Below are 15,870 nucleotides of genomic sequence, written 5' to 3'. Positions count from 1 at the left end.
TTTTTTTCCTCTAGCTTTGTTATTCGCATATCAGTATATTTTCCAAAAGTGGAGTGATACATGACCAATAATTGCAATCAGATTTCCGATATCGGAAATAAAGAGAAATCGAATCATTTAAATTGGGATGATGCCAAGATATTTTTAGGCATCGCAAGAGAGGGAACGCTGAGCGGCGCCTCGAAATCGCTAAGGCTCGGAATCGCAACAGTATCACGACGATTAGAGCGATTAGAAAGCGCGATGAGCCTAAAATTATTTACCAGGGACCAACTTGGTTATAAGTTGACCGACGAAGGAATGGCGCTCATCGTTCAAGCCGAAGCTCTAGAACAGGCTGGTTATGCCTTCAGTGCGGCTGCTCAAGTTAATGACCAAGATGTTAGAGGCCACGTTCGTCTCGCCACCGCTCAAGGACTTGCCGATCATTTTATTATTCCTGCACTACCCCAGTTTCTGGCAAACCACCCAAATCTAACGATAGAAGTAGTAACCAGTGTATCTACCGTTAACTTACACAGGCACGATGCAGACATAGCATTGAGAATGGTTCGTCCAGAACGAGGGAACGTCAGTATCCAAAAATTAGGTGAGCTCGGCTTTGGCGTTTATGCATCACAGAGTTATCTAAAAAATAGGAAGAAGAATCAGCAAAGCGGCTCATTTGAGAACGATGATTTTATTGGTTGGTCAGAGACACTGCAGCACCTGCCAGCGGCACAATGGCTAGCACGGACGATGCGAGGAAAGCCTTGTAGGCTTATTACGAGCAACCTATCTGCACAATTCAGCGCGGTAGAGGCTGGGCTCGGTATGGCAGTACTTCCTCATTTTATCGCTCAACCTAAAGAATTAACATGTGTAGAAAGGGATATTGGCTGTGATCAATCCATTTGGTTGGCAATTCACTCCGACCTTTCCCACTCAAGAAGGGTGAGAACCGTAGCGGACTTTCTACACAAGCTTGTTCAAGAAAACAAAGACTTTCTTGAAAGTGGTAACCTTGAAATCAGAACATAACGCCCTTTGTTGATAGCTTGAGGTTGACTACTTTTTCATGACGTGAACACAAAAAGCTTAGAGCTAAATGAGTCCACGGTTTGAAGACCGGCAATAATCATTGAGATAGCTAGACGGTTACCTTTTGTGACATGGCTTCGAAAAGTTGCTGAAAAAATATAGGGGAATACAGCCAAGCATAGAGTAAACAAAGCATGGAGAAATTATTGCTTTTCTTTTGAAATCATAAGCCTAACAAGCACCTTGCAATGCGCATTTAGTTTCATTTCGTCAGAGTTTTGTCAAGACTCGTTAAGCGGGCTGATCCACACATAAAACCTTCACACCACGGTCATAATCTAGGGTCTAAAATTACTCTTGAACTCGTGTCTACGGACGAAATTCTCAATCGCTATTGTGGGAGGTTGTAATGGAAAAATACTGTCCAGTTTGTCAAACCGAGATGATTGATCGCAGCAATTATTTCATCTGTCCAAGAAATAACATCGGCGAATGTGCTTACGACGGCTACGAGGACCACCACAGTCACTGCTGTCATGATAACCAAGAACACTCTCATGAAAGAGAGTTGGTTACTTCGGTCTAAACAATCTTAGAAAAAACGACGTATAAAAATGCCACTCAGTGTTGAGTGGCATTTTTATGGTCATCTGTTCACCTACGGCATAAAAAAGCACCACATCTTTCAACATGGTGCTTTTTGGGGGAAATTAGAGTTGGTTTATAACACAGCTTTACAACTTGGTAGGAAGACTTCACCTAACATGCAGCGTACAGAGCCACCGCCGATCGATTCTATGGTAGAAACGTCAAATGGCAGCAATTTACCGTGTGTCGCTAGTTGATTTCTTTGTGCTGGAGAGAAAGCATCGTAAGCTGATTGAGACATAGCAATGACCTTATCGCCGCGTACCGTTTCCAGTTGCAGGATATTGCCGCAGAACTGGTTCATCTGCTCAAGTGAAATCGAGATAACCTGCTTGTCTTTCGCCAACGATTTAAGCACAAAGCGGCGTTCAAATTCAGGGATCACTTCATCACAAATCACGCAGAAATGCTCACCCACTGCCATCATCACGTTGGTGTGGTAAATCGGTGCGCCAGAAGGCAGACGGGTTTGGAAAGAAATCACGCGATCATAGCCAATGCGCTTGGCGTAATCTTCTAACACCAGACGATCACAACGTTGCGAGAGCGCGGCATAAACAGTCTTATCCAAGTGGTCAAACACCATCACGCCTGTGCTTTCTAGATAGGCTTCTTCATCTAGATATTCGGTCAGTGAGTCTTGTTGATGCACTTCACGACCCGCGTGCGCTAATGCAGCGACCAACGCATCTGGGCGAACTTCATGCTGACGGTTTTCACACGCCATCGGGAAGGTATACAAAGTACCTTCTGGGGTAGTGCTAAACCAGTTATTCGGGAACACTGCATCTGGCGTAGCGATGTCAGATTGAGGGTAATCAAACTCAACCACTTGCACGCCTTCGTTTCGCAAGGTCTCAACCATCGTAACAAATTCAGCCATGGTATTACGTGAGACTTCTTCTTGGGTTAGCGCTACTTGGTGTTGAAACTCGTTGTCTTGCGCAGTTTCTTCGTTAAAACGAAACTCTTTCGGCGGCACCATCACAACGCAGTTCGCGGTATGACGCAGAGCACTTTGCGTGCTTTCTTCTTTTCCATGTGCATTCTGAGGCACTGATTCGTGTAGTAGCATCCAATACATTCCTTTTCACTAGAATAATGAGATTGTAAATTTATTGTTAACTTCAGTTTTGCTGTTTTTAATAATAATTCCCTCACGCAGAAGTAATAATTACTGGAAAAGCCACCATTAACCCGACTTTTTATTGTCACTTTGCCGATTTACTGTTTTGTGACGTGTGAATGGTCATCTCAAGAATAATGCACTACCGAATTCTTTATAACCAACTAGTTACATTTAAAAAGCAATCGGTTAGACTATTTTTTCGCCTTTCACACATACGCAAAAACGTCTGCTTTTCTGGCTAGCAGACCACAATATGTCTTATCTCATACTCGGTATTAACTGCTTCGTCCAAGGCAGGAAGAATTGATGGATTCAATTACTGAGATGGCAACTATTAACTTTAGGATGAGTTATGTTTAAACGATTTGAAGGCTTTACTGAGCCGTTCCCCAAATCACAGCCTGACCAACCCCCAGCGGGGATCTTTGCGTTTTTACGCCATTACACACGCGGCTTTGAGAAACCGCTGATCATTATGTCGATCATGTCGACGATTGTGGCTATCGTAGAAGTCTCTCTGTTTGGTGCCATGGGTCAATTGGTTGATTGGCTGTCCACCAGCAACCCAGAAACCTTTTTGCAAGACAACAAAGCAGACCTTATTTTCTACGGTACCTTACTGCTGGTTATCATGCCGATTTTGGTGGTGATTTACTCACTGCTGATCCACCAAACTCTGCTGGGTAACTACCCAATGTCGGTTCGCTGGCTTGCGCACCGTTACTTGCTCAATCAAAGTCTGAACTTCTATCAGGATGATTTTGCAGGTCGCGTTGCCACTAAGGTGATGCAAACCTCTCTGGCGGTGCGAGAAACCGTCATGAAGACGATGGATGTTTTCGTCTACGTCTTGGTTTACTTCACCAGCATCATCGTGATGTTGGCCGCCGCTGACTGGCGTTTGATGATTCCTATGTTGGTTTGGCTAATGGCGTACATCGCGATTCAGATCCACTTCGTTCCGAAACTAAAGGCCGTGGCTACCGAGCAAGCAGATGCACGTTCAACCATGACAGGTCGCATTGTAGACAGCTACACCAACATTCAAACCGTTAAGCTGTTCTCGCACAGTAAACGAGAGACCGAGTACGCCGAAGAAGGCATGAAAGGCTTCTTGAGTACTGTGTATCGCCAAATGCGCTTGGTGACCGGCTTCGATGTAGCAGTAGAGATCTCCAACTATCTATTGGTGTTCTCGGTGGCTGCGCTGTCGATTTATTTGTGGCTGGACAGCGCGATTAGCGTTGGTGCGATTGCGATTGCTGTCAGCTTAGCTTTGCGTATCAACGGCATGTCGATGTGGATTATGTGGGAAGTCGGTGCCCTATTTGAAAACTTGGGTACCGTCGTAGATGGAATGAAGACGCTGTCTAAACCTATCGACATCAAAGACAAAGCCGATGCGAAAGATCTGCAAGTGCCTAAAGGCGGTATTCACTTCGACAACGTGAGCTTCCATTATGGTGAGAAAAAAGGCGTGATTAACAACCTCGACCTTAATATAAAACCGGGTGAGAAAGTGGGCTTAGTTGGGCGCTCTGGCGCAGGTAAATCAACCTTAGTGAACTTGTTATTGCGTTTCCACGATGTGGAAGAAGGCAGCATCAAGATTGATGGGCAAGAAATCTCAAGCGTCACGCAAGATTCTTTGCGCTCGAAGATTGGTATGGTGACACAAGATACGTCCCTGCTGCATCGCTCAATCCGCGATAACATCTTGTATGGCAATCCAGATGCAAGTGAAGAAGACCTGATTAAAGCGACCAAGCAAGCGCACGCACACGAGTTTATCGAAACCCTAACCGACCCGTTCGGCAACGTGGGTTACGACGCACAAGTGGGTGAGCGTGGTGTGAAGCTGTCTGGCGGCCAACGTCAGCGTATTGCGATTTCACGCGTGCTGCTAAAAGACGCACCTTTACTGGTGCTTGATGAAGCGACTTCAGCACTGGATTCGGAAGTTGAAGCGGCCATTCAAGAAAGCTTGAACGAGCTAATGCAAGGTAAAACGGTTATCGCCATTGCACACCGTTTGTCGACCATTGCGCAGATGGATCGCTTGATTGTGCTTGATAAAGGCAACATCGTGGAGCAAGGCACGCACAAAGAGCTTATTGCCAACAACGGCATTTATGCACAGCTTTGGGCACACCAAACGGGTGGTTTCCTTGGTGAAGAGTTAGAGAGTTAATGCGCTTCAATACCAATAAATACCCCAAAAAACGGCGCTCTAAGCGCCGTTTTTTCTACGATTTTGCTATATCCACTTAAGCCATCCAATATTTCACCACACACATTTAGTGATCAAGATCACTAAAAAACTCACTTATGAAACACTTTTATTGATGCAAGTCACAAAATTTCTGGTAGTATAGCGCCCCGTTGCGTAATCGTTAGCAGTGGACACAACGCAGAGTAGCAAGCTGGATTCATTTGTAATTTCACTTTTTGAGAAACAGCTATACTCAATTGATGGCTTAGTTATTAATCTAATAATAAGGTAATTAGCTTATGTGTAAATGTGGTTCAATGCAGATCGTACAAGTAAAACAAAGTTGGGCGGATAAATTATTCGGCTACTCAGAGCGCTGGAAATGCCAACTTTGCCGTAAGGTCTTCCGCTTCTAAAAGCACAATAAAAAATAATCTTAGAGTTTCTAAGAAAAAGCAGTGGCCCGACAATGATTGTCGGGTTTTGTTTTTTGGCGCATTCCAATTCTCCCTACCCAAATAAATCCAAGTGAGCTCAACCTAGCATCTACCTATCGCTTAGGTATAAAATCATGCCCACTTATTCTTCATCAATTCATAAATAATCGGTCACTATGAACAAAAGTTTGCTGACTAATATCCTTGCTATCGCCATGATGGGTGCGGGATATCACATTCAAAATGATTACCTTTGGTACGCGGGTCTTTTCGCTTTTTCTGGCGCTATCACTAACTGGCTAGCCATTCATATGCTATTTGAAAAAGTACCCGGCTTATACGGATCAGGCGTCATTCCAGCACGTTTTGAAGAATTTAAATTGGCCGTCAAAAACTTGATGATGGAGCAATTCTTTACTGAAGCAAACATCGACCGTTTCCTAAATAAAGAAATGGCAGGCGGCATGAAAATTAACCTTGAGCCTGTGATCAAGAAAGTCGATTTAAACCCAGCCTTTGATTCATTGGTCGAAGTCATCGAAGGCTCTCAGTTTGGTGGCATGCTTGCAATGTTTGGCGGTGCAGAAGCACTGCAACCCATGCGCCAACCGTTCGTGGAAAAGATGCAAGAGTCGATTATTGAGCTAAGCAAGAGCGACACCATTAAGGAAGCACTAAAAGAGCAAATGGAATCGCCTGCAATGATGGATGAAATCAAGCAGAACATTGAAAGCATCATTGACCAGCGCCTGAGTGAGCTGACACCCGCTTTGGTTAAAGAAATCGTGCAGAAGATGATTAAAGAGCACCTTGGTTGGCTCGTGGTTTGGGGCGGTGTGTTTGGTGGCCTTATCGGTGTACTAACCACATTCGTAAGCGCATAAAAAACTAACCAGAACTTGATATACGAAAGGAGCCTCATGGCTCCTTTTTTGTGTCTGATATCGACGTATCCCCACTCGTATTAACCGAGTAATTCAGGGTTCACACCAAATCCCGTCTTATGTTCTTCGATAACCACTTCACTTCGAGTTTGGATCACGCCCGGTAGTGTCCCAAGCTTACTCGACATAAATTCCTGATAAGCCTTCATGTTCTTTACTCGAACTTTAATCATGGTGTCGAAATCACCTGACAACGAATAACACTCTTCAATTTCAGGCATGAGCTCTGCCGCTTTGGCAAATTTCTCGAAAATCGAGAAGCTGGTTTGGTCAAGACGAATATGAATAAACACCTGTACATCTAGGCCAAGCTTCTCTGCATTGAGCTCTGCGTGATAGCCATTTATGTAGCCTTCTTTCTCCAGTCTCTTTACGCGTTCAGAGCATGGTGATGTGGTCAAGTTCACTTGCTTTGCTAATTCCACCACTGGAATTCGCCCTCGAGAATGCAACACTCTCAAAATTTGTAAATCAATTCTATCTAGTTGATAACTCATTAACCACATCCTTGTAACAACTCAGGAGCCACCAGATTAATAGTAACTATTAAGTTTGCAAATAGTGAAATATACAACGTGTGAGACCAATATGAGTTTAACGATTGCCAGCACAAAAAAAACACTAAACGTTCCAAAAATAAAAACACTCATACATATAATTTATAAATAAATTACTCAATATGGATAAATTTATTTATTAGACAAATTTGTTAACAAAAAAATGGAGTGATGAACTTTGAAGAGAATAACATGAGCCTTAAAGAAAAGAAGTGAGCCAAATAGTAAGGCGATAATGGTAAAAAATCTTGATAGAAAATCTTGAGGAGATCACAATGTTAACCCTACAACTCGCTTATAAGCCGTTTGGTGTTGGTAAATGGACGTACACGAACGTTTCGCACGAAGTCGCAAAATCACTGGCGTCTGAATATGCCTCTTATGGCTGGCCAGTCATGATCGATGGATTACCTTTCGCAACAGAAAAAGAGCTGGCTGCGTAAACGCAGATTAGATGAGTGCTGATGTCTGTCGCGCTGGATGATGAACCACTTCACCAATAGCGCGATGGTTACAACAGCGACAATAGAATTGTGGTTCCATCTCGTAATAATGTTCACCAGTTACGAACTTGGCCATTAATTGTGTGAAGCTCACCACTTTCCCTGTCAGTGTTTGGATTTGCTCTGGTTCACAACGCTTCATGATCACTTTGTGCTGCGTTGCTCTTCTACAAGCTGAGCAATAGATATCCGGCATTACAATCTCTCCCTGTATTTTTCGTTACTACTGACAATTGACATATTTTGTTCAAAATAATTCCACAATAAAAAAGCCCCTTCTCTTTTTTGTGTCCTAACTCCAAAAATTCCCGTACACGCGCCCGAAAACTGCGACCTTGGTCAGTCCGCCTGCTTTCGGACCGAACAATGAAAAATAACACCTATGTATGCAATACAATAAACCATCACACACTACATATTGTTGAGCGCTAATTTTTACATTTCTCTACAGGAAACCGCACACGTTGGAAGTGGAATAGAAATAAGGGGATCGTTGTACGGATTTAAGCAATTTACAGTGTGAATTATGTCCTAACCAGGTCAAATTACATGTGCAGAATGTAATTTCAAAACACATACCTGACTTCATCAACCCATCACCTGGCGCGTTAGTAGTCGTGACTTAGTAGTGTCCCACGGTCGCTCCCTCAAGAATGATGTTTAACGTGATTCGCGGTGCCCAACCCAGAACCAATGAAGCGGGTGTTCAATTCGCATTTAGTGATTTAAGATACTTTGATGCCACTTCTGACCAGATCTTGATGTCTGGTACACCCAATCCGTGAGGTAAAACCAAGATGCCAGCACAACCCACTCTCTTCACCGAACGACTTATTCTTCGCCCATTTCATCACAACGATTGTGAGCGTGTAGCTTTGCTCGCTGGAGAAAAAATCATCGCAGATATGACCGCTAACATCCCACACCCTTACGAACCACCAATGGCAAAAACTTGGATAGATGGGCATGGCCCTATGTTCTATGAGCGCAGAGGTATCGTCTATGCCATCACATTGAGAAGCACAGGAGAACTGCTTGGTGCGGTGAGTTTACCAAGAATAGAAGACGGGTACGGTACATTGGGATATTGGATTGGCGTACCATACTGGGGAAAGGGTTATGCTTTTGAAGCATCTAAAACCCTAGTTGAATTTGCTCAATCATATTTCGAACTCGTCGGTATTCGTGTGATGCACTTAGCAGAGAATCAACGCTCAAAGTCAGTGATAAAGAAACTAAATGTGCCTTATATAGGAAACAAAATCCTTGGCATGCAAGGCGTAGAGCGCGAAGTTTGCGTCTACCAATGCAGATTTGATGCGAATAACTAAACCTGAAAGCGTTCCGCAAACTAAAGAAAGCACTGAGTGGAAGGTGGGACTTGCCTCTTAGATTTGTTGTTCAGCGAAACTAAGCGGCTCTCATCGTGACATTATGATGTGCAAAAGATAACTAGATGGAACATGGAGTCATTGGCATGGAAGGCCTCGCAAAATCTCTCAATCAACAAGGGTTCCGCTGTCATGCGCTAGATCGAAAGGTCAAAGTAGAACTCGGTAGCTTCGGGCAGTTTGTTTACATTGTAAAAGATTACCAAAGCGGTTGTTATATCGTTCAAAGTCACGTAACCATATAACTGATAAGCTTTGTTTTAATGCTTGGTGTTGGCTTATATGGTTTGGCTGCTCAAGGAAGTGCTCTTAGTGCGGTGATTGCAGCGATTTCTCTTGGCGGCTTAATCAACCTAATCTTAATCGAAGTAAAAACGCTTCCGCTTAAACGAAACTTACAACAACTATCGAATATAGGCTTAGAAGAAGTGGAGAATAGTCATTGATACGCTACACCACGAAGGAACCCTATCAGTTTCCCCACACTTACTCCGATAAAAGTGGTTAGCGCAATAAATAAAATAACTTGAACATAAGAGTGATAACTGAGAATGACTTAATAAAAAAAAGCCAGCAATGATGCTGGCTTTTCTCTCTCTTAGTCTTGAGCGACTTTCACGCGAATCTTGCTTTTCGCTACGCTGGTCATGTTCAGCGCTTCCAGTGCAGCAATCGCTTCTGCTTCATCTGGCATGATCACAAAGCCGAAGCCTTTTGATAAACCGGTTTCTTGATCAAGAACCAATGTACACAGTTCCACTTTGCCGTGCTCAGAGAATAGTGCACGCATGTCTTGCTCAGTCGTTTGACGAGCCAAGTTTCTTACTAAAAGTTTCATAATGAACCTAGTGATTTGAATAACCATGCAATTCTCTCAGGTTCTTCCAAGCAAACCAAGTGAATAATATTGTGCGAACAACTAGATCATTCTAAGTACATCTGTTTAAATGATTTTTCGTTTATTTTTCACCCAAAGGAGAGCAGGAATGGAGACGAAACGTCTTAAGCTAATCCCCGCTTGTTTAGAGCGTGCAGAAGAAGCACATCAAGCGGTATTACGAAGCCAAAAGACACTCGAAGTGTATCTTCCTTGGGTACCACATGTGCTCACACTAGAGGCCATGATTGAGGGAACAGAAAAAGCCATCGCGAACTTTGAAAATTTCGAAGAGGAGTTACGTTACTTCATCATTGAAAAAGAGAGTGATCGCTTAATTGGTGCCGTTGGCTTAATGATTAAAGATCAGGAAGTACCCTCATTTGAAATCGGTTACTGGCAGGATGATAGCGCTGTAGGGAATGGCTACATTTCCGAAGCGGTGCTTGAACTAGAGCGCTACGCGTTTGAAGATCTTGGTGCGAGGCGCATTGCTATTACTGCAGATTCAACCAACCTAAAAAGCCGCGCCGTCGCAAAGCGTTGTGGTTATGACTTTGAGGGTGAGCTTAGACACGATAGTGTTTCTACCTCAGGAGAACTGAGTAACACGGTAGTTTACGCCAAAATCCGTCACTAAAAGCAAAAAAGCCCGCGATGAACGCGGGCTTTGTTTTTATTTGAGAGGAATCAGTCTAGCTCAAGCACTTCTTGCGCTGCACCACCAGTCAACTTACTTACAACAACGATCGCAATCGTTGAGAAGATGATACCTGGTACGATTTCGTACACATCGAACCAACCGCCTGTTAGCTGTTTCCAAACAACGATAGTCACGCCGCCAATTAGGATACCTGCTAGTGCACCGTTACGGTTCATGCCGCTCCAGTAAAGGCTAAGCACAACTGCTGGACCAAACGCAGCACCAAAGCCTGCCCAAGCGTAAGATACAAGACCAAGAACAGAGCTGTCTGGCGTCATTGCTAGGAATAGCGCGATAAGAGAAATAACGATAACGCCTACACGACCAATCATGACCACTTCTTCAGACGTTGCATCTGGCTTAATCACTTGCTTGTAGAAGTCTTCTGCAAGAGCTGATGAAGAGACTAGAAGCTGTGAATCCGCAGTACTCATTACCGCCGCTAGGATTGCCGCCAATAGGATACCTGCAATCACCGGGTGGAATGCCGTGTTCACCAATAGCATGAAGATTTTCTCGCCATCATCAACCTGTGTACCAGGGTGACCAGTTACCCATACTAGACCAACAAGACCAACCAACATTGCACCCGCCATAGAAAGCGTAGTCCAACCCACAGCGATACGACGCGCTGTTGTTAGGTCTTTGTTTGAACGAGAAGCTTTGAAGCGCGCTAGGATGTGCGGCTGACCAAAGTAACCAAGGCCCCATGCCACCAAAGAGATGATCGCAATAGCAGATAGAGGCTCACCTTTTACGTCGTTCCAAAGCGTTAATAGCTCTGGGTTGATGTTGTGCATGTCCGTCGCTAGTTGACCTAGGCCACCATCCATAACGGCAACAGGCACGATCATTAGCGCCGCCGCCATCAATAGACCTTGTACCAAGTCCGTCCAAGAAACCGCTAGGAAACCACCAAATAGCGTGTATGAAACCACGCACACCGTACCAATGATAACAGCAATGCTGTAATCCAAACCGAATACGGTCTCAAACAGTTTCCCCCCAGCTACCAAGCCTGAGCTGGTGTAGAAAAGGAAGAATAGAAGAATGAAGAACGCAGAGATTGTCTGAATCAGTTTCGACTTATCGTTAAAACGACGTGATAAGAACTCAGGTAGAGTCAGCGCATCAGTTTGGATACTATAAGTACGAAGGCGTTTTGCACTGATTAACCAGTTTAGCCATGTACCCACAAGCAGACCACCTGCTAGCCAGAATGCTTCAATACCTGCTGCATACGCATACCCCGGAAGACCAAGTAGCAACCAGCCACTCATGTCTGATGCGCCCGCGGAAAGTGCCGCTGGCCATGGACCAAGGCTACGACCACCTAGGAAGTAATCAGATGAATTGGAAGTTCTCTTATACGCGTAAACGCCAATGGCAACCATAATTAGTAAGTACGCCACGAAAGTGGTCGTGATAGCAAAGCTATTTTCTATCATTTGATAGTCCTCGTTATAATTATTTCCTTCCTTGCCCTCTTTGATACTTTGCCATCGCAGCAATACATCAAAGCAAGAGATACCAATCCGGATAAGCTCTCAGGCTCTTTTGATTCAGATTGGTATCGCAAGTCAGGTTAGTGGGAGTCGCTCCCCAATTCGAGTAGAGTCGCGTTACCGCCCACTGCTGTAATATTTATCGTTCGAGTACGCTCGGTAATGAAGCGCAACGACAGATGAGGATCATGAGCCAATGTCGGTGACTCTAAATCCGTTTCAGAAACTAAGCCGACGATGGCACCGTCACGCTTAGCCAGTTGCAGGTTAAGCACGTGCTCAACCTGTAAATGCCCAACATAACCCACACTACGTACGTCACTGTCTAACAACGGGGAAGACGCATCGTACGCAACCACTTGGACTAAGTTAGATGGGAAGTTTGCTGACGCCGCAGCATGCTTAACCAATTGATTAAGATCTGCATTGTCACTGCAAATCACCACACTGTTGCCTGCAATCAAAGCACAGGTGATCATTGCAAATGTGCTGTATAGTGCGTTCTCTTTGTGCTCTAGGTTGTTTTCACAAACAACCAAAGCCACACCGCGACCCGCTGTATACAGCTCGTTAGTTTCACCGGTAGGACCCACTAACTGATGAGTTTCTGCCAACAGAGACGACGCTTGCTGTAAGTGGTAAGACACCACTTTGCCAACCACGCCATGCTGCTCTTCAATGGCAGATTTAAATGCCAGCAAATGCTCGCATTTGTAGTCAAAATCGGTCAGATTCCACTGCTCCCACGCAGAGAATGCATCTTTAAAAAACGTTATCTGATGAACCATAATGCGACTCCTTACGCCTTCTCTGCTTGAACAAGGTGTTGTTTAGTAAAGCGGTATAGGTAGTGAGGACCACCGGCCTTCGGACCCGTACCCGACAAACCTTGACCACCGAATGGCTGAACGCCAACGACCGCACCGACCTGATCGCGGTTGATGTAGCAGTTACCCACACGAGCGTGTTTTTCAATCCAACGGTAAGTGGTTTCGTTACGGCTGTGGATGCCCATTGTGAGACCAAAACCAGTTTGGTTGATTTGCTCAACCACATTTGGCAACTCAGACGCTTTAAAGCGAACAATGTGCAAGATAGGACCGAATTGCTCTTCTTTCAGAACATCAATGCCCGAGATTTCGAACGCACTTGGTGATACAAAATCACCGTGCTGACACGCTTCATCCAACTGCAATTGAGCAACTTTGGTTTGCGTACTTGTCATGTGCTCTAGGTGAGCAAGGAGTTTGTTCTTTGCATTGATGTCGATAACCGGACCCACATCGGTTTTGTGTAGGTAAGGAATACCAACATGCAGTTCATTCATTGCACCTTGGATAAGGTTGATGATGCGATCCGCAACGTCTTCTTGAACGAACAGAACGCGCAGGGCAGAACAACGTTGACCAGCAGAAGCGAAAGCGGAACGAATCACATCACGCACAACTTGCTCTGGTAGCGCCGTACTATCCACAATCATGGCGTTTTGACCGCCAGTTTCAGCGATAAACGGGACTGGCTTAGCGCTGCGCTCGGCAAGCGTCACGTTGATGCGCTGTGCCGTTGCTGTCGAACCAGTGAATGCCACACCTGCAATCGCATCGTGAGAGGTTAGTGCATGACCAATTTCACCACCACGACCCGGCAATAGCTGAATCACACCTGCCGGGAAACCAGCTTCTAACATCAATTCGATCGCACGCGCCGCAATTAAGCTAGTTTGCTCAGCGGGCTTAGCCACAACTGTGTTACCTGCAACCAATGCCGCTGTGACTTGACCAAGGAAGATCGCTAATGGGAAGTTCCATGGACTGATACAAACGAATACGCCAAGCCCTTCGCGGCTAGAAATGCGTTTCACGCCATCAAAACCATCTAGCTCAAACGGCTGAAGATTTTGCGCTTGCTTTGCGTAGTAACGACAGAAGTCGACCGCTTCACGCACTTCATCAATGCTGTCATGGATAGTCTTGCCCGCTTCTTGGTGACAAATCGCCACCAGCTCAGCCAAGTTTTCTTCCATCAGATCCGCAAGCTTATCTAGGCACGCCGCTTTTTGTTCAATTGCAGTACCTTTCCACTCTGGGAATGCAGCATCAGCCGCTTCGATTGCAGCGGAAACATGATCAAGGCTTGCAAAAGCCACCTGACCCACTTCAATACGACGATCGTAAGGGGCAGTAATGATCTCTGCGGAGTTTTCCTTGATCATGCTTTCGGCATGTTTTTCGCCGTTGATGATCGGACCCGCAGTCCAATTCTGGGTTAGGAAGCTTTCAACCTGCGCTTCAAACGGCTTCGCTTCGCTATCGATATCAACGTTCACACCGTGCGAGTTTTTGCGCTCTGGGAAGATGCCGGTTGGCATTGGAATTTGACCGTTGTGCAAGGTCTCAAACGAGGTCAACACATCAACAGGGTGATGCGTCAGCTCTGAAATCGGACAACGCGCGTCCACCAAACGATGCACAAACGAACTGTTCGCGCCGTTTTCTAGTAAGCGACGAACCAAGTAAGGCAGTAGATCCGCATGGCTACCGACTGGCGCGTAAATACGTACTGGCTGACCATAAGTGTCCATCACATGGTTATAAAGCGAATCGCCCATACCATGCAGACGTTGGAATTCGTAATCTTTGTGCTCTGCCATTACAGCAATCGCCGTAACAGTGTGCGCGTTGTGACTAGCAAACTGCGGGAAGATATTACCGCGCACGCCTTCACTCAGTAGGAAACGCGCACAAGCTAAGTAAGCAACATCCGTCGCTTCTTTGCGCGTGTAAACTGGGTAGTTCTCGTAACCTGCTTGTTGTGACCACTTGATTTCGCTGTCCCAGTACGCGCCTTTTACTAGACGAAGCGGGATCAAATCACCCTGCTCTTTCGCTAGACCGTTTAGCCATACCAATACAGGCAATGCACGTTTCGAGTAGGCTTGAACTACCAGACCAAACTTGCCCCAGCCTTTCAAAAGGTCGCTGCGGTACAGTTTTTCAAACAGTTTTAGTGACAGCTCAAGACGGTCCGCTTCTTCTGCGTCAATAGTAATGGCAACATCCACTTCGATAGCGCGCTTGAGCAGTTGCGTTAAGGTGTCGTAAAGCTCTGTCATCACGCGTTCTTCATTCGCCACTTCATAACGTGGGTGAAGTGCAGAAAGCTTGATAGAAACAGAAGGTGCAGGGCTTGTATCGCTACCGTACGTTTCGCGACCAACGGCTTCAATCGCCATTAGGTAGTCTTTGAAATACTTGCTTGCGTCTGCCGTGGTTAGCGCCGCTTCACCCAACATATCAAATGAGTAAGTGAAACCTTTGTCGCGCATTGGGCGACCGTTCTTCTGCGCTTCTTCAATCGTACGACCACGTACAAACTGATGACCCATGATCTTCATTGCCTGATACATGGCTTTACGAATCACAGGTTCTGAGAATTTGTTCACCAGACGGTTTACAGCCTGACCTGGGCTCTGGGTTACTTGCTCACCAAGGTCAATCACTTTACCCGTTAGCATTAAGCCCCAAGTTGACGCGTTTACGAAAACCGAATCAGAACTCTTAAGATGAGATTTCCAGTCAGCAACGCTTAACTTGTCTTTAATCAGTGCATCCGCTGTCGCAGAATCCGGAATACGCATCAATGCTTCTGCAAGACACATCAGCAAGATACCTTCATGAGTATCTAAGCTGTATTCCAGCAGTAGCGCATCAATCATCTGAATTGACTTCTTATCCGCACGGATGGCTTCGATAAGCTGGGTTGTTTGGGTCGTGATTGCCGATTTTTCTTCCGCTGTCGGCGTCGCTAGTGGCAATAATTGCTCTAGCCATTGAGACTCGTCCACCATGTACAATGGCGAGATCAGTGACCACAACTTATCAAGCGGCTGCTCGATAAATTCCGGTGTTAACACATTCGTTGCAGTAAACATGCGTTTTCCTCAA

Annotated in this window: 16 protein-coding genes; 9 read left to right on the top strand and 7 right to left on the bottom strand. The window is 45.3% G+C overall.

Annotation, left to right across the window (positions count from 1 at the left end; all coding sequences use genetic code 11):
* The first annotated feature begins 60 nt into the window (after nt 1-60).
* On the top strand, nt 61-1,020 hold the full coding sequence (locus tag A8140_RS23590) for a LysR family transcriptional regulator (protein ID WP_005533905.1): 960 nt from the start codon (nt 61-63) through the stop codon (nt 1,018-1,020).
* Between the two features lie 409 nt (nt 1,021-1,429).
* The gene (locus tag A8140_RS25300) at nt 1,430-1,606 is read left to right on the top strand and encodes a hypothetical protein (RefSeq protein WP_021018350.1); all 177 of its coding nucleotides are present in this window, start codon (nt 1,430-1,432) and stop codon (nt 1,604-1,606) included.
* Nucleotides 1,607-1,741: 135 nt separating this feature from the next.
* Here A8140_RS25300 and A8140_RS23585 read toward each other — a convergent pair whose 3' ends face one another.
* Nucleotides 1,742-2,743: an arginine deiminase-related protein gene (locus A8140_RS23585; RefSeq protein ID WP_005533903.1), complete on the bottom strand. Its 1,002-nt coding sequence runs from the start codon at nt 2,741-2,743 to the stop codon at nt 1,742-1,744.
* Between the two features lie 406 nt (nt 2,744-3,149).
* Between A8140_RS23585 and A8140_RS23580 the strand changes: the two genes are divergently transcribed.
* Both A8140_RS23580 and A8140_RS23575 read left to right on the top strand, forming a co-directional pair.
* Nucleotides 3,150-4,988 (top strand): ABC transporter ATP-binding protein, encoded by a 1,839-nt coding sequence (locus A8140_RS23580; RefSeq protein WP_005533901.1) that lies wholly within the window; start codon nt 3,150-3,152, stop codon nt 4,986-4,988.
* A 634-nt stretch (nt 4,989-5,622) separates the two neighbouring features.
* Nucleotides 5,623-6,330 carry a DUF445 domain-containing protein gene (locus tag A8140_RS23575; RefSeq protein WP_005533899.1) on the top strand — a complete coding sequence of 236 codons (708 nt, stop codon included), beginning with the start codon at nt 5,623-5,625 and terminating at the stop codon, nt 6,328-6,330.
* 80 nt (nt 6,331-6,410) lie between these two features.
* Here the strand turns inward: A8140_RS23575 and A8140_RS23570 are convergent, their stop codons facing one another.
* Entirely contained in the window at nt 6,411-6,887 is a 477-nt protein-coding gene (locus tag A8140_RS23570; RefSeq protein ID WP_005533898.1) for an Lrp/AsnC family transcriptional regulator, read from the bottom strand.
* Between the two features lie 335 nt (nt 6,888-7,222).
* Between A8140_RS23570 and A8140_RS23565 the strand changes: the two genes are divergently transcribed.
* A complete protein-coding gene (locus tag A8140_RS23565; protein ID WP_005536045.1) occupies nt 7,223-7,390 on the top strand; it encodes a hypothetical protein in 168 nt (55 codons plus the stop codon).
* A gap of 7 nt (nt 7,391-7,397) precedes the next feature.
* Here A8140_RS23565 and A8140_RS23560 read toward each other — a convergent pair whose 3' ends face one another.
* Nucleotides 7,398-7,646 carry a hypothetical protein gene (locus tag A8140_RS23560; protein WP_005536047.1) on the bottom strand — a complete coding sequence of 83 codons (249 nt, stop codon included), beginning with the start codon at nt 7,644-7,646 and terminating at the stop codon, nt 7,398-7,400.
* A gap of 601 nt (nt 7,647-8,247) precedes the next feature.
* On the opposite strand from A8140_RS23560, the gene A8140_RS23550 reads away from it, so the two are divergent.
* The 3 genes from A8140_RS23550 to A8140_RS25750 all read left to right on the top strand — a co-directional run bounded on the left by A8140_RS23550 (nt 8,248) and on the right by A8140_RS25750 (nt 9,287).
* Nucleotides 8,248-8,781, top strand: a complete 534-nt coding sequence (locus A8140_RS23550) for a GNAT family N-acetyltransferase (RefSeq protein ID WP_005536049.1) — start codon at nt 8,248-8,250, stop codon at nt 8,779-8,781.
* 125 nt (nt 8,782-8,906) lie between these two features.
* Nucleotides 8,907-9,086: a hypothetical protein gene (locus A8140_RS25755; protein WP_227740710.1), complete on the top strand. Its 180-nt coding sequence runs from the start codon at nt 8,907-8,909 to the stop codon at nt 9,084-9,086.
* Between the two features lie 18 nt (nt 9,087-9,104).
* The gene (locus A8140_RS25750; RefSeq protein WP_005536052.1) at nt 9,105-9,287 is read left to right on the top strand and encodes a hypothetical protein; all 183 of its coding nucleotides are present in this window, start codon (nt 9,105-9,107) and stop codon (nt 9,285-9,287) included.
* 152 nt (nt 9,288-9,439) lie between these two features.
* On the opposite strand, the gene A8140_RS23540 is transcribed toward A8140_RS25750, so the two are convergent.
* Nucleotides 9,440-9,679: an RNA recognition motif domain-containing protein gene (locus tag A8140_RS23540; RefSeq protein ID WP_005428980.1), complete on the bottom strand. Its 240-nt coding sequence runs from the start codon at nt 9,677-9,679 to the stop codon at nt 9,440-9,442.
* Between the two features lie 148 nt (nt 9,680-9,827).
* Between A8140_RS23540 and A8140_RS23535 the strand changes: the two genes are divergently transcribed.
* Nucleotides 9,828-10,358: a GNAT family N-acetyltransferase gene (locus tag A8140_RS23535; RefSeq protein ID WP_005536055.1), complete on the top strand. Its 531-nt coding sequence runs from the start codon at nt 9,828-9,830 to the stop codon at nt 10,356-10,358.
* Nucleotides 10,359-10,408: 50 nt separating this feature from the next.
* Here A8140_RS23535 and putP read toward each other — a convergent pair whose 3' ends face one another.
* The 3 genes from putP to putA all read right to left on the bottom strand — a co-directional run bounded on the left by putP (nt 10,409) and on the right by putA (nt 15,857).
* On the bottom strand, nt 10,409-11,869 hold the full coding sequence (putP, locus tag A8140_RS23530; RefSeq protein WP_005536057.1) for a sodium/proline symporter PutP: 1,461 nt from the start codon (nt 11,867-11,869) through the stop codon (nt 10,409-10,411).
* 137 nt (nt 11,870-12,006) lie between these two features.
* Nucleotides 12,007-12,714: a hypothetical protein gene (locus A8140_RS23525; RefSeq protein ID WP_005536059.1), complete on the bottom strand. Its 708-nt coding sequence runs from the start codon at nt 12,712-12,714 to the stop codon at nt 12,007-12,009.
* Nucleotides 12,715-12,725: 11 nt separating this feature from the next.
* Nucleotides 12,726-15,857, bottom strand: a complete 3,132-nt coding sequence (putA, locus tag A8140_RS23520) for a bifunctional proline dehydrogenase/L-glutamate gamma-semialdehyde dehydrogenase PutA (RefSeq protein ID WP_005536061.1) — start codon at nt 15,855-15,857, stop codon at nt 12,726-12,728.
* Nucleotides 15,858-15,870 lie beyond the last annotated feature (13 nt).

This window comes from Vibrio campbellii CAIM 519 = NBRC 15631 = ATCC 25920 (genome assembly GCF_002163755.1).
Lineage (GTDB): Bacteria > Pseudomonadota > Gammaproteobacteria > Enterobacterales > Vibrionaceae > Vibrio > Vibrio campbellii.
This window is presented reverse-complemented; position numbering and strand designations above follow the sequence as displayed.

Coding starts and splice junctions, on each gene's coding strand:
- A8140_RS23590 (WP_005533905.1), top strand. CDS start 61: ATGACCAATAATTGCAATCAGATTTCCGATATCGGAAATAAAGAGAAA.
- A8140_RS25300 (WP_021018350.1), top strand. CDS start 1,430: ATGGAAAAATACTGTCCAGTTTGTCAAACCGAGATGATTGATCGCAGC.
- A8140_RS23585 (WP_005533903.1), bottom strand. CDS start 2,743: ATGCTACTACACGAATCAGTGCCTCAGAATGCACATGGAAAAGAAGAA.
- A8140_RS23580 (WP_005533901.1), top strand. CDS start 3,150: ATGTTTAAACGATTTGAAGGCTTTACTGAGCCGTTCCCCAAATCACAG.
- A8140_RS23575 (WP_005533899.1), top strand. CDS start 5,623: ATGAACAAAAGTTTGCTGACTAATATCCTTGCTATCGCCATGATGGGT.
- A8140_RS23570 (WP_005533898.1), bottom strand. CDS start 6,887: ATGAGTTATCAACTAGATAGAATTGATTTACAAATTTTGAGAGTGTTG.
- A8140_RS23565 (WP_005536045.1), top strand. CDS start 7,223: ATGTTAACCCTACAACTCGCTTATAAGCCGTTTGGTGTTGGTAAATGG.
- A8140_RS23560 (WP_005536047.1), bottom strand. CDS start 7,646: ATGCCGGATATCTATTGCTCAGCTTGTAGAAGAGCAACGCAGCACAAA.
- A8140_RS23550 (WP_005536049.1), top strand. CDS start 8,248: ATGCCAGCACAACCCACTCTCTTCACCGAACGACTTATTCTTCGCCCA.
- A8140_RS25755 (WP_227740710.1), top strand. CDS start 8,907: ATGGAACATGGAGTCATTGGCATGGAAGGCCTCGCAAAATCTCTCAAT.
- A8140_RS25750 (WP_005536052.1), top strand. CDS start 9,105: ATGCTTGGTGTTGGCTTATATGGTTTGGCTGCTCAAGGAAGTGCTCTT.
- A8140_RS23540 (WP_005428980.1), bottom strand. CDS start 9,679: ATGAAACTTTTAGTAAGAAACTTGGCTCGTCAAACGACTGAGCAAGAC.
- A8140_RS23535 (WP_005536055.1), top strand. CDS start 9,828: ATGGAGACGAAACGTCTTAAGCTAATCCCCGCTTGTTTAGAGCGTGCA.
- putP (WP_005536057.1), bottom strand. CDS start 11,869: ATGATAGAAAATAGCTTTGCTATCACGACCACTTTCGTGGCGTACTTA.
- A8140_RS23525 (WP_005536059.1), bottom strand. CDS start 12,714: ATGGTTCATCAGATAACGTTTTTTAAAGATGCATTCTCTGCGTGGGAG.
- putA (WP_005536061.1), bottom strand. CDS start 15,857: ATGTTTACTGCAACGAATGTGTTAACACCGGAATTTATCGAGCAGCCG.